This window comes from Pseudomonas sp. Irchel s3b5 (genome assembly GCF_900187435.1).
In the GTDB taxonomy this organism is placed as follows: domain Bacteria; phylum Pseudomonadota; class Gammaproteobacteria; order Pseudomonadales; family Pseudomonadaceae; genus Aquipseudomonas.
Window position 1 is genome coordinate 28212 of record NZ_FYDY01000003.1, and the last position, 13053, is coordinate 41264.

General features: G+C 60.8%; 13 protein-coding genes. 8 read left to right on the forward strand and 5 right to left on the reverse strand.

Annotation, left to right across the window (positions count from 1 at the left end; all coding sequences use genetic code 11):
• Positions 1–4: 4 nt before the first annotated feature.
• The 5 genes from pstA to CKW15_RS04065 all read left to right on the forward strand — a co-directional run bounded on the left by pstA (position 5) and on the right by CKW15_RS04065 (position 5716).
• Positions 5–1675 (forward strand): phosphate ABC transporter permease PstA, encoded by a 1671-nt coding sequence (gene pstA / locus CKW15_RS04045; protein ID WP_095151676.1) that lies wholly within the window; start codon positions 5–7, stop codon positions 1673–1675.
• Positions 1676–1839: 164 nt separating this feature from the next.
• Positions 1840–2673 (forward strand): phosphate ABC transporter ATP-binding protein PstB, encoded by an 834-nt coding sequence (pstB, locus tag CKW15_RS04050; RefSeq protein WP_095057856.1) that lies wholly within the window; start codon positions 1840–1842, stop codon positions 2671–2673.
• Positions 2674–2793: 120 nt separating this feature from the next.
• The gene (gene phoU / locus CKW15_RS04055; RefSeq protein ID WP_008064514.1) at positions 2794–3555 is read left to right on the forward strand and encodes a phosphate signaling complex protein PhoU; all 762 of its coding nucleotides are present in this window, start codon (positions 2794–2796) and stop codon (positions 3553–3555) included.
• A gap of 168 nt (positions 3556–3723) precedes the next feature.
• Positions 3724–4620 carry a response regulator gene (locus CKW15_RS04060; protein WP_095151677.1) on the forward strand — a complete coding sequence of 299 codons (897 nt, stop codon included), beginning with the start codon at positions 3724–3726 and terminating at the stop codon, positions 4618–4620.
• A 175-nt stretch (positions 4621–4795) separates the two neighbouring features.
• Complete coding sequence (locus tag CKW15_RS04065) at positions 4796–5716, forward strand: peptidoglycan DD-metalloendopeptidase family protein (protein WP_095151678.1); 921 nt, start codon at positions 4796–4798, stop codon at positions 5714–5716.
• A 69-nt stretch (positions 5717–5785) separates the two neighbouring features.
• On the opposite strand, the gene CKW15_RS04070 is transcribed toward CKW15_RS04065, so the two are convergent.
• The 3 genes from CKW15_RS04070 to phoB form a co-directional block, all read right to left on the reverse strand.
• On the reverse strand, positions 5786–7126 hold the full coding sequence (locus CKW15_RS04070) for a hemolysin family protein (protein WP_095057853.1): 1341 nt from the start codon (positions 7124–7126) through the stop codon (positions 5786–5788).
• Between the two features lie 124 nt (positions 7127–7250).
• Positions 7251–8537 (reverse strand): phosphate regulon sensor histidine kinase PhoR, encoded by a 1287-nt coding sequence (gene phoR, locus CKW15_RS04075; protein WP_256580321.1) that lies wholly within the window; start codon positions 8535–8537, stop codon positions 7251–7253.
• 75 nt (positions 8538–8612) lie between these two features.
• Positions 8613–9302 (reverse strand): phosphate regulon transcriptional regulator PhoB, encoded by a 690-nt coding sequence (gene phoB, locus CKW15_RS04080; protein ID WP_095151679.1) that lies wholly within the window; start codon positions 9300–9302, stop codon positions 8613–8615.
• A gap of 151 nt (positions 9303–9453) precedes the next feature.
• Between phoB and CKW15_RS04085 the strand changes: the two genes are divergently transcribed.
• Positions 9454–9837, forward strand: coding sequence for a hypothetical protein (locus CKW15_RS04085; RefSeq protein ID WP_095057851.1), 384 nt, complete (start codon positions 9454–9456; stop codon positions 9835–9837).
• A gap of 59 nt (positions 9838–9896) precedes the next feature.
• Here CKW15_RS04085 and ubiA read toward each other — a convergent pair whose 3' ends face one another.
• Positions 9897–10787, reverse strand: coding sequence for a 4-hydroxybenzoate octaprenyltransferase (ubiA, locus tag CKW15_RS04090; RefSeq protein ID WP_095151680.1), 891 nt, complete (start codon positions 10785–10787; stop codon positions 9897–9899).
• Positions 10787–11350 carry a chorismate lyase gene (locus CKW15_RS04095; RefSeq protein ID WP_095151681.1) on the reverse strand — a complete coding sequence of 188 codons (564 nt, stop codon included), beginning with the start codon at positions 11348–11350 and terminating at the stop codon, positions 10787–10789. Before CKW15_RS04095 ends, ubiA begins: the two co-directional genes overlap by 1 nt.
• A 200-nt stretch (positions 11351–11550) precedes the next feature.
• Between CKW15_RS04095 and CKW15_RS04100 the strand changes: the two genes are divergently transcribed.
• Positions 11551–11718, forward strand: coding sequence for a rubredoxin (locus CKW15_RS04100; RefSeq protein WP_003437744.1), 168 nt, complete (start codon positions 11551–11553; stop codon positions 11716–11718).
• 20 nt (positions 11719–11738) lie between these two features.
• Complete coding sequence (locus tag CKW15_RS04105) at positions 11739–12887, forward strand: NAD(P)/FAD-dependent oxidoreductase (RefSeq protein ID WP_095057848.1); 1149 nt, start codon at positions 11739–11741, stop codon at positions 12885–12887.
• Positions 12888–13053 lie beyond the last annotated feature (166 nt).

A 13053-nucleotide genomic window follows, 5' to 3' on the forward strand; every position in this document is an offset into this window, starting at 1 on the left:
GTCTGTGAAACAGAACTCCCTGAAAGGATGGTTCAAGAGCGGCGCCCCCGGCGTCTGGATCAGCGGTGGCGCGGTGTCCATCGCGGTCATCATGACCATTGGCCTGCTGGCAGTGATTGCCGTGCGCGGTCTGGGTCACTTCTGGCCGGCGGACCTGATCCACGCCAGCTACGACGTACCGGGCCAGGCTAATCACCTGGTCATCGGTGAAGTGGTGCAGAAAGAAGAAGTGCCACGTGCGCGTCTCAAGAGCGCGGGCCTGCCAGTGCCGGACCAAGGCCCTGAGTTCATGACCCGCGAGCTGATCAAGGTCGGCAACCGTGACTTGAACGGCACCGACTTCACCTGGATCGTCGGCGAATGGCTGACCAACCAGAAGACGCCACCTGAGCTGATGGCTATCGAGCGTCGTGAATGGGGCAACTTCTACGGCTACCTGGTCAACGTCAAACAGGATGGCAAGGTCATCGCCGAAGGCGAGGCATCGTGGCCTGAGCTGCAAGCGCGGATCGACCGCGTGAACGGGCTTGCTGCGCAACTGAAGTCGCTGGAAAAGACTGACATCGGCGCGATCAACGCCGGTCTCGAACGTATCCGCCTGCACACTCGCAAACTGGAACTGGAAGGCAAGCTCGACGCCGCCGCGCAAGCGGACATGGAATCCGAGCGTGCCGAGCTGAATGCGCGTTATCAGGACGTTGAAGCGCGCCTGGCCGATCTGCATGCGCAGTTCAACCGCGACAGCCTGACCGCCCGCGACGCCAACGGTAAAGAAATCGAAATCGGCCTGGGTAAAGTGGTTCACGCCTACCAGCCGAACGCCATGGGCACGTTCACCAAGATCGGTTTCTACTTCAGCAAGGTCTGGGAATTCCTGAGCGACGACCCGCGTGAAGCGAACACCGAAGGCGGGATTTTCCCGGCGATCTTCGGCACCGTGATGATGACCCTGATCATGGCGATGATCGTGACCCCGTTCGGCGTGCTGGCGGCGGTGTACCTGCGTGAATACGCCAAGCAGAACGCGTTGACCCGCATTATCCGCATCGCGGTGAACAACCTGGCGGGTGTTCCGGCCATCGTTTACGGCGTGTTCGGTCTGGGCTTCTTCGTTTACGTGCTGGGGGGTTCGGTCGACCGTCTGTTCTTCCCTGAAGCATTGCCGGCACCGACTTTCGGTACACCGGGTCTGCTCTGGGCTTCGTTGACCCTGGCGCTGCTGGCGGTGCCGGTGGTGATCGTGGCGACCGAAGAAGGTCTGGCGCGGATTCCTCGCACCGTGCGTGAGGGCTCGCTGGCCCTGGGCGCGACCAAGGCTGAAACCCTGTGGAAGATCGTGCTGCCGATGGCCAGCCCGGCCATGATGACCGGCATGATCCTCGCCGTGGCCCGTGCCGCCGGTGAAGTGGCGCCGCTGATGCTGGTGGGTGTGGTGAAACTGGCGCCCTCGTTGCCGCTGGACGGTAACTACCCGTACCTGCACCTGGACCAGAAGATCATGCACTTGGGCTTCCACATTTATGACGTCGGTTTCCAGAGCCCGAACGTCGAAGCCGCACGACCGCTGGTCTACGCCACGGCGCTGCTGCTGGTGCTGGTGATCGCGACGTTGAACCTGTCGGCGGTCTACATCCGGAACCACCTGCGCGAGAAGTACAAAGCGCTGGATAGCTGATCAACCCTGTAGGAGCCGGCTTGCTGGCGAAGGCATCACCATGGTGAGCCTGCTGGACCGAGTTGCCAGCATCGCCAGCAAGCCGGCTCCTACAAAGAATTGTGTAACCCGCGGGCACGGCCCGCGGTCTACTGAACCGAATTTGTTAGCACAGGGAGCCTCCCATGCAGCACGAAACACATACCCACGGCATCAACATGTCGGCGCTGGGTCGCGACAAGCAGAGCCTGAACCTCGAGCAGGAAACCGTAGCCATCGAAGTGCCGGGCCTGAGCCTGTTCTACGGTGACAAACAAGCGCTGTTCGACGTCAGCATGAACATCCCGAAACAGCGCGTGACCGCCTTCATCGGCCCGTCCGGCTGCGGCAAGTCCACGCTGCTGCGGACCTTCAACCGCATGAACGACCTGGTCGATGGCTGCCGCGTGGACGGGGCGATCAACCTGTACGGCAACAACATCTACCGCAAGGGCGAAGACGTGGCCGAGCTGCGCCGTCGCGTCGGCATGGTGTTCCAGAAGCCGAACCCGTTCCCGAAAACCATCTACGAGAACGTGGTCTACGGCCTGCGTATCCAGGGCATCAACAAAAAGCGTGTCCTTGATGAAGCCGTTGAGTGGGCGTTGAAAGGCGCGGCACTCTGGGAGGAAGTCAAAGACCGTCTGCACGAGTCGGCACTGGGCCTGTCCGGTGGTCAACAGCAACGTCTGGTGATCGCCCGCACCATCGCCGTAGAGCCGGAAGTGCTGCTGCTCGACGAACCGTGCTCGGCACTCGACCCGATCTCCACGCTGAAAGTCGAAGAGCTGATCTACGAGCTGAAATCCAAGTTCACCATCGTCATCGTGACCCACAACATGCAGCAGGCCGCGCGGGTTTCCGACTACACGGCGTTCATGTACATGGGCAAACTGGTGGAATTCGGTGATACCGACACCCTGTTCACCAATCCGGCGAAGAAGCAGACCGAAGACTACATCACGGGCCGATACGGCTAGCCGAACAGCCGCCAGCTACAAGCTACAAGCGGCAAGATAGAAGCGGTGCGATTTCAGGATTTATACATAACTGCTTGAAGCTTGCAGCTTGAAGCTTGCAACTTTCGCGGAGCGAAAAAGATGATTAGTAAAGAAGGCCTTACCCACCACATTTCCGCGCAGTTCAACGCCGAACTGGAGGAAGTGCGCAGCCACCTCCTGGCCATGGGCGGGCTGGTCGAGAAGCAGGTCAACGACGCGGTGACCGCGCTGATCGAGGCCGATTCCGGCCTGGCCCAGCAGGTGCGCGAGATCGACGACCAGATCAACCAGATGGAACGCAACATCGACGAAGAATGCCTGCGCATTCTGGCCCGTCGTCAGCCGGCCGCGTCTGACTTGCGTCTGATCATCAGCATTTCCAAGTCGGTGATCGACCTGGAGCGCATCGGTGACGAAGCGACCAAGATCGCCCGTCGCGCCATTCAGTTGTGCGAAGAAGGCGAAGCGCCACGCGGTTACGTCGAGGTTCGCCACATTGGCGACCAGGTGCGCAACATGGTTCGCGATGCATTGGACGCGTTCGCCCGTTTCGACGCCGATCTGGCGTTGTCGGTGGCGCAGTACGACAAGATCATCGACCGCGAGTACAAGACAGCCCTGCGTGAGCTGGCGACCTACATGATGGAAGACCCGCGCTCTATCTCGCGAGTCTTGAGCATTATCTGGGTGCTGCGTTCGCTGGAGCGCATCGGCGACCACGCGCGCAATATTTCGGAGCTGGTGATTTACCTGGTGCGCGGCACCGACGTGCGACACCTGGGCCTCAAGCGCATGAAGGAAGAAGTTGAAGGAACCAGTGGCGAAACCGCTAATGTTCCGGGCAAATCTGACGATAAGTAAGGTTGCCCACGTAAAGCGCCCGGCCTTTTGGCCGGGCGTTTTCGTTTGCGGCTCACGAATTCGAAAAGCAGCACCCCGCGAACGAAAAGTCCGGCGTGACTGAAGGTTTTTGGCAAAGTGCCATCAGCAAAGCGGTATGCTGGCCGGGATTTTTTAAAGGGGTTTTGGATGAGTAAGGTCAGTGTGTTGGTCGTGGACGATGCCTCGTTCATTCGTGACCTGGTGAAGAAGTGCCTGCGCAACTATTTCCCCGGCATGCGGATCGAAGACGCGGTCAACGGCAAAAAGGCGCAAGCCATGCTGGCCAAGGAAGCGTTCGACCTGGTCCTGTGCGACTGGGAAATGCCCGAAATGTCCGGCCTTGAACTGCTGACCTGGTGCCGCGAGCAAGACAACCTCAAAACCATGCCCTTCGTCATGGTGACCAGCCGTGGCGACAAAGAGAACGTCGTCCAGGCAATTCAGGCCGGAGTTTCCGGCTATGTCAGCAAGCCGTTCACCAACGAGCAGCTGCTGACCAAGGTCAAACAGGCGCTGCACAAGGTTGGCAAACTCGATGCCTTGACCAACATCGCCGCCACCAAGACGAGCCCGGCCTTTGCCAACGACTCCTTGAGCGCATTGACCGGTGGCAAGCCTGCCGTGGTTGCTGCACCTGCCGCCGCGCCTGCCCGTGGTTTGCTCAACAGCCCTTCGGTCAAGGCCCCGGTGGCTGCCGCCGCCGGAGGAGGGCGTGGTCAGGGTCAACTGCGGTTGCCCAATGGCATTCAGCAATGCGTGATCAAAGCCTTGAGCCTCAAAGAGGCGTTGTTGGTGGTCAAGCGCACCGAGACCCTGCCGCAAATCCTCGACAGCGCCGTGCTGGACCTCGAGCAAGGCGACAACGCTGAAGTCGCCCGTCTCAACGGCTACCTGCACGCGGTCGTCGCCCACGAGCCAAAACCTGACAGCGACTGGCTGCAATTGACCTTCCGCTTCGTCGATCAGGATGCGCAGAAACTCGACTACATCTCCCGCCTGATTGCCCGAGGCACGGCGCAGAAACACTTCATTCCAGGCGCTTGAGGTGTGTCGCCTGATAGGCCCCATTGTCGGATCGCCGCGTGGAGCGAGCTCGCGATGGGGCCATCACGGCTACCGCACATCTGCTGAACACGCGTTCTGAAACATCTGCCGACTAGCCGGGTCCATTGCAGCTGCTAGGCTGAGTTCCAGGCCTAACTCGACAGAGCCTTTGCCCATGTTCACGCGCCTGCTGTTTTTATGTGGCCTATTCATGGTCGCCACCTCGGCCGTGGCGATGACCATCTACAAGTCCAAAGACGTCTACGGCGTGGTCACCTACAGTGACCGCCCCAGCAAAGGCGCCCGCGTGTTCGTTTTTCGCGATCGCATGGAGGAGCACCTTGAGCGCCAGGTACGCCTCATCGTCACGAAGAAAAACGGCGTGCACAGTGTGTACGTGCGCAATGACCTGTATGCACCGGTAGAGGTTGAATTGAGTTTCGCCGGGGTGAAGAACGCCAGCGGGGTGCCGAAGCGGACGATTCGGCGGGTGATACCGCTACGCTCCAGTGTTCGTCTGGCGCAGCTCACGGCGACCAATGCTGGAAAGCCCCTCGCGTATGTCCCGACGTTCAAATACTCCCTGGGCGACCCCTCAGGGTCCATGGTGGGTTATCGGTATCCATTGCCCTGGCGTGGCGGGCCGTTCCGGATAAGCCAGGGCGCCAATGGCCCCTACAGCCACTTCGGCCCCAAGAGCCGTTATGCGATAGACATTGCGATGCCTGAGGGCACGCCGATCATTGCCGCCCGAGGCGGGGTGGTGGTGAAAACCGAGAACAGACAGCGCGGGCGCGGCAGCGATGCATCCGGCAATTTCGTGCGGGTGTTGCACGAAGACGGGACCATGGGGGTTTACCTGCACTTGAAGAAAGGCTCGGTAAAGGTTCGAGAAGGGCAACAGGTGGCGGTGGGCAGTGCCTTGGCGCTGTCGGGCAACACCGGCAACAGCACCGGGCCGCATTTGCACTTCGTGGTGCAGCGCAATACCGGGCTGGGGCTGGTATCGATTCCGTACCAGTTCAACCAGCCGGTGAGCGCACTGCCCAACTTTGCGTTGGGCAGTAGGAGCCGGCTTGCTGGCGATGAACGATAACGCGGTATCACATGACACCGCGGCGCACCCATCGCCAGCAAGCCGGCTCCTACAGGTTCGCGATAGACGTCAATCCAGCATCAACACCTTGGCCAGAACGATCTTCGGTCCTTTCATCTTCTTGATGATGATCCGCAAACCTTCGACTTCCAGCACTTCTTCCTCTTCCGGAACCCGTTTCAGGCTTTCGTAGACCAGCCCGGCGAGGGTTTCGGCTTCGACGTGGTCGAGGTCGATGCCCAGCAGGCGCTCAACCTTGAACAGCGGCGTATCGCCCCGTACCAGCAGCTTGCCCGGTTGATAGGCGAGAATGCCGCGTTCGGCCTTGCGGTGTTCGTCCTGAATATCGCCGACCAGCACTTCCAGCACGTCTTCCATGGTCAGGTAGCCGATGATGTTGCCATCGGCCTCTTCGACCACGGCGAAGTGCGAGCCACCCTTGCGGAACTGTTCCAGCAATTGCGACAGCGGCATGTGCCGCGACACGCGCTCCAGCGGGCGGGTCAGTTCAGCCAGGTTGAACGACTCCGGGATGTGGTCCAGGGCTGCCAGTTCCAGCAGCAGGTCCTTGATGTGCAGCAGGCCGACGAACTCCTGGCGCTCGCTGTCGTACACCGGATAACGGCTGAACTTGTGGCGACGGAACATCGCCAGGATTTCCTTGAGCGGTGCGTTGAACTCCAGGGTCACCAGGTCTTCGCGGGAGTTGGCCCAGTCGACCACTTCCAGCTCGCCCATTTCCACTGCCGAAGCCAGTACGCGCATGCCTTGGTCACTCGGGTCCTGGCCACGGCTGGAGTGCAGGATCAGTTTCAGTTCCTCACGGCTGTAGTGGTGCTCGTGATGCGGGCCGGGCTCACCCTGGCCGGCGATGCGCAGAATGGCGTTGGCGCTGGCGTTGAGCAGGTAAATGGCCGGGTACATGGCCCAGTAGAACAGGTACAGCGGTACGGCGGTCCACAGCGACAGCAATTCGGGTTTGCGGATGGCCCAGGATTTCGGGGCCAGCTCGCCGACCACAATGTGCAGGTAGGAAATGATGAAGAACGCGGTGAAGAACGACACGCCCTTGACGATCTCGGCCGACTCGACGCCGACGGCGCTCAGCAACGGCTCAAGAATGTGCGCGAAGGCCGGCTCACCGACCCAGCCAAGGCCCAGGGAAGCCAGGGTAATACCCAGCTGACAGGCCGACAGGTAGGCATCGAGCTGATTGTGCACGGTGCGCAGGATGTGCCCGCGCCAGCCGTTCTGTTCAGCGATGGCCTCGACCCGGGTCGAGCGCAGTTTGACCATGGCAAATTCCGCCGCAACGAAGAATCCGTTGAGCAAAACCAGGATCAAAGCAAAAAGAATCATGCCGAAGTCGGCGAAAATGGTAGCGAGGGTCAAACCAGGGGAAGGGTCCATGATGGAGTTTTGCGGGTTCCGTGTAATTCAAAAGGGAAGAAAAAATCGCGCCTGAAAGGCAGGCACAAGTCAACCAATGTAGCGGCTGACTTGTCGATTGCCTAGTGGCGCGTGCTGGCCGGTATCAATCCGTGGTGCTGATAAGCCGGGATCGAGTGACCTGAGCCGGCGCGAAATGGCAGGTAAAGGTGCTGCCGTGACCGGGCACGCTGCTGATTTCCATCCGCGCGCGGTGGCGCAGCAGTACGTGCTTGACGATTGCCAGCCCAAGGCCGGTGCCGCCGGTGTTGGAGTTGCGGCTGGAGTCGACGCGATAGAAGCGTTCGGTCAGGCGCGGCAGGTGTTTGCTGTCGATACCGATCCCGGAATCCTGCACGCTCAGGTGTGCCCCCTGGTCATCGCCCCACCAGCGAATGCGGATATTGCCTTCGGCCGGGGTGTACTTCACCGCGTTGAACACCAGGTTGGAAAACGCGCTACGCAATTCGGCTTCGCTGCCCTTGAGCAGAATCGTCGCATCGGCTTCCAGGGTGATGCGTTGGTTTTTCTGCCCCGAGAGCTGTTGGGCATCACTCTTGATCGATTGCAGCAAACCGTCGATGGGCACGGGCTGGTTGTCCGACGGGTAATCGGTGGCTTCCAGTTTGGCCAGCAGCAGCAGGTCGTTGAGCAGCGTCTGCATGCGCCCGCCCTGTTGCTGCATCTGCTGCAGGGCTCGGGTCCAGCGCGGGTTCACTTCCTCGACGTTGTCGAGCAGGGTTTCCAGGTAGCCGCAGATCACCGTCAGCGGCGTGCGCAGCTCGTGGGAGACGTTGGCGATGAAGTCTTTGCGCATCTGTTCCAGCTGATGAATGCGCGTGACGTCGCGTACCAGCATCAGGTGCTCGTTGTTGCCGTAGCGAGTGATGTACAGCTGGATGCGCACGCGGTCGTTGGTCGGCGAAGGGATTTCCAGCGGTTCGGCGTAGCTGTCCTGCTCGAAGTATTCTTTGAAGCGCGGATGGCGCACCAGGTTGGTCACCGGTTGGCCGCTGTCTTGCGGGGTCTTGAGGCCCAGCAGGGTTTCGGCGGCGCGGTTCCACCACTCCAGGTTGCCATCGGAGTCGAGCATGATCACCGCATCTTTCAGCGCGGCGGTGGACTCCTGAACCCGGTCGATCACCGCTTGCAGGCGCCCGCGCACCCGTTGGTCGCGGCGTTGCAGGTGATAGATGCTGTCGAACACCTCGCCCCACAGGCCGTAGCCGTCGGGTGGCGCTTCATCGGGTTTGTGCAGGCGCAGCCATTCGTGCAGGCGCAGCAACTGTTTGAGGGTCCAGGCCAGGTAGATTCCCAGGCCAACGGCAAGGCTCCAGCCGTAGTAGCCGGTGATCAGGCCGATCACCAGGCAGGCGGTGACCAGTAGCAGCATGTGGCGAATCAGGGTGCCATGCCAGTTTTGATTCACGGAAAATTTGCGTCCTTGTCAGCGAGTCTGGCGGTCGGATCAGGCTTTGGTCGAGAACCGATAGCCAGTGCCGCGCACGGTTTGTACCAGATTTTCGTAAGCATCGCCGAGGGCTTTGCGCAGACGGCGGATGTGCACGTCGACGGTGCGCTCTTCAACGTAAACGTTGCCGCCCCAGACCTGATCCAGCAACTGGCCACGGGTGTAGGCACGTTCCTGGTGGGTCATGAAGAATTGCAGCAGACGGTATTCGGTCGGGCCCATCTCGGCAGGACGGCCGTCGATGGTCACGCGGTGGCTGATCGGGTCCAGCAGCAGGCCACCGACTTCAATCGGGGCCTCGCCATCGGTCGGGCCGGCGCGGCGCAGCACGGCCTTCAGGCGTGCCACCAGCTCGCGAGGGGAAAACGGTTTGGTGATGTAGTCGTCGGCGCCGACTTCCAGGCCCTGGATCTTGTTGTCCTCTTCACCCTTGGCGGTGAGCATGATGATCGGGATGTCCCCGGTCAGTTCATCACGCTTGAGGCGTCGCGCCAGCTCGATGCCAGACGTGCCGGGCAGCATCCAGTCGAGCAGGATCAGGTCCGGTTTGCGGTCGATGATAATGGCATGGGCCTGCTGCGAGTTCTCTGCCTCCAGGCAGTCATAGCCGGCCATTTCCAACGCCACGGCGATCATTTCGCGAATGGGCGCTTCGTCGTCGACGATCAGAATGCTCCTGCCAACCATGCCTTAATCCTCTTGTCATTTAACTGTCTTGCGCCGCATTAGATAACGGAATTATTGCAGTCGTGTGACAGTATTTTAGCCGCCCGGTGATTGGCTGGATCCTGAACTAAGCTTTAAGTCCGAATCCTGACAACCACAAAGGAAGGTTTCCATGACACAACACGCGCATTCCTTTAAAGCGTTGCTACTGGCGGCCGCGCTGCTGTTGCCTTCGATGGCCTTTGCTGGCGAACCGGCGATGATGAAAGACGGCATGATGACCGACCATAAAGGCATGACCTTGTACACCTTCGACAAGGACACGGGTGGCAAGTCGGTGTGCACCGGGCAATGCGCAGAAAACTGGCCGCCGCTGAAGGCCGAGGCGGGCGCCAAGCCTGAAGGTAAATGGACAGTCATCACCCGTGACGACGGGACGATGCAGTGGGCTTACGGTGGCAAGCCGCTGTACTACTTCGTCAAGGACAAAGCGCCCGGAGACATGACGGGCGACAAGATGAAAGACGTCTGGCACGTCGTCCGCGAGCATATGTAAACCCAACAATGATCGCAGCCTTCTGTAGGCGCTGCCGAAGGCTGCGATCTTTCCAACGGTCAACGCAACGCGTAATCCAGCACAATCCCGACGAATATCGCCAACCCCGCCCAATGGTTGTGCAAAAACGCCTTGAAGCAACGCATCCGGTCCTTGTCGCGGGTGTACCAGAACTCCCACGCAAAGCAGCCCGCCGCCGTCAGCAAGCCGAGGTGGAACCAGCCGCCAAGGTCAAACTTCGACCCCGCCAGCAACAGGCAACCCAGCGCCAACCCTTGCAGGCTCAGGATGATCACGCGGTCCGCCTCGCCAAACAGAATCGCGGTAGATTTCACCCCGATCTTCAGGTCGTCATCGCGGTCGGTCATCGCGTAATACGTGTCGTAACCCACCGTCCACATCAGGTTGGCGATCCACAGCAACCAAGCGACAGCTGGCAATTCACCGGTTTCTGCGGTGAACGCCATCGGCATGCCCCAGGAAAACGCCGCGCCCAGCACCACTTGCGGGTAATAGGTGTAGCGCTTCATGAACGGGTAACTGAACGCCAGCGCGAGCCCGCCCAGCGACAGCCAGATCGTGGCGGCGTTGGTGCACAGCACCAGCAGGAAACTCACGCCCATCAGCAGCGCAAAGAACACCAGCGCTTCTTTGGAGCTGATCTTGCCGCTCACCAGCGGGCGTTGCTCGGTGCGTTTCACGTGGCCATCGACCTTGCGGTCGGCCCAGTCGTTGATCACGCAACCGCCTGCGCGGGTCAGCACCACGCCGAGGACGAAAATCACGATGTTCGCCAATGAAGGCGAGCCCTTGCCGGCAATCCACAACGCCCACAGCGTCGGCCACAGCAGCAGGTAAATGCCGATCGGCTTGTCCATGCGGGTCAACTGAATGAAATCCCAGGCCCGTGGGTTCAAGCGGTTCAGGGACTTGAGCAGGCTCTGGTACATCAACGGTTCTCCGGTTGGACGCCGGCGGCGTTCCACAGGGTCGGCAGGAATATTTCAGCCACCAGGATGCTCAACGCACCCCGATCGAAACGCGAACGGCGGCCCCATAATTCAGGTGCCCGCACGTCGCTCGGCAACCACGCTTGCGGGTAATGGCAAACCTCAATGGCTTGGCGCTGGAACGCCCGGTCGCAAAACAGCAACTCACCCAGCGAGCGGCTGCCCAGTTCGTCCATGTGCAAGCCGTCGCCTTGCAAGGCACTGCGTGATGCCACGCTGCGGGCGAACACCCACGTTTCGCCATGACCACGCAAATACACCTCGCGCACCCAGCCTTCACTGCCTTCGGCCAGGTCCAGCGCAGCGCATTCATCGGTGCGCAGCGGCTGCCAGCCTTCGAACAATGGCGTGACGCTGAAGGCATCATTCGACAGGTGAATAAGGCGTCGGGTCAGCGAGCCTTCGTCGAAAAGCCAGTCCAGAATGGGGGCGTCGGGCAGGCGCGCCAATCGGCTGCGGGAGCGCCAGAGCGGGGTCGGGGAGGGGGCGTCTGTGTGTTGCACAATGAGTCATTATTGGCAGCAAATGAGGCGGCGAGCTTACCATGTCAGCCACCGATATTGATTCAACGGCCCGCCGTTGCGCCGAACAGGCTTGCATCTGCCGGGCTCGATCAGTACAAAACGCGCTGAGCCGGACGGCAGCGCTTCAACCATCGACCGTTCGCGCCGGCAAAACGCCTGAAAACTGAGGAAGTACCTGAATGAAAAAGTGGCAATGTATCGTCTGCGGCCTGATCTACAACGAAGCCGACGGCTGGCCGGATGACGGCATTGCGCCTGGCACTTTGTGGCAGGACGTGCCCGAAGACTGGCTGTGCCCGGACTGCGGCGTCGGCAAAATGGATTTCGAAATGATCGAAATCAACTGATCAAACATTAGGAGTTAGGAATGAACGCACCTGTCGTAATCGTTGGCACCGGGCTCGCTGGCTACAACGTGGCCCGCGAGTTTCGCAAACTCGATAGCGAAACCCCGCTGCTGCTGATTACCGCCGATGACGGGCGCTCCTACTCCAAACCGATGCTCTCCACCGGTTTTGGCAAAAACAAAGACGCCGACGGCCTGAGCATGGCCGAACCCGGCGCCATGGCTGAGCAACTGAAGGCCGAAGTGCGCACCCATACGCGCATCAGCGGCATCGACCCGGGCCACAAGCGCCTGTGGATCGGCGAAGAAGCGGTGATCTACCGCGACCTGATCCTGGCCTGGGGCGCCGAAACCGTGCGTGTACCGATTGAAGGCGACGCCGCCGATAGCGTGTTCCCGATCAACGACCTCGAGGACTACGCCCGTTTTCGCGCCGCAGCGGCCGGCAAACGCCGTGTCTTGCTGCTCGGTGCCGGCCTGATCGGCTGCGAATTCGCCAACGACCTGACCTCGGGTGGCTACGAAGTGCAACTGGTTGCCCCGTGCGAACAAGTCATGCCGACCCTGCTGCACCCGGCCGCCGCCGCCGCGGTGCAGGCTGGCCTCGAAAGCCTTGGCGCACGTTTCCACCTCGGCCCGGTGCTCAATCGCCTGCAAAAAGTGGCGGACGGCCTGGAGGCGCACCTGTCCGACGGCCAGGTGATCCCGTGCGACGTGGTGGTCTCGGCCATCGGCCTGCGCCCACGCATCGACCTGGCCGCAGCGGCGGGCTTGCAGGTCAATCGCGGCGTGATGGTCAACCGCCACCTGCAAACCTCCCACGCCAACATCTACGCCTTGGGCGACTGCGCCGAAGTCGACGGCCTGAACCTGCTGTACGTCATGCCCCTGATGAGCTGTGCCCGGGCGCTGGCCCAGACCCTCGCCGGCAACCCGACCGCCGTGACCTATGGTCCGATGCCAATCACCGTGAAAACCCCGGTGTGCCCGTTGGTGGTTTCCCCGCCACCACGGGGCGCAGAAGGTATTTGGACCGTCGAAGGGCAGGGCGCCGACATCAAGGTTTTATGCCGCGATGCCTCGGGCAAACTGCTCGGTTATGCCCTGACAGGCGCGGCCGTGATGGAAAAACTGGCCTTGAACAAAGAGCTTCCGGCTCTGTTGGCGTAAATACTGGTCGTTCTGTCGGAATCACCCCCCTTTTGCCCTAACAATGGCCGCGTCGATACTGGCGCGGGGCCTCGCTGCGTGCCATCCTCACTCCCGTCTGCCGCAGAGTAGAGCACCTGCGGCGCTTTGGGCGCTGCTCCGCAGAGAGCAGCACGGACATAACAAC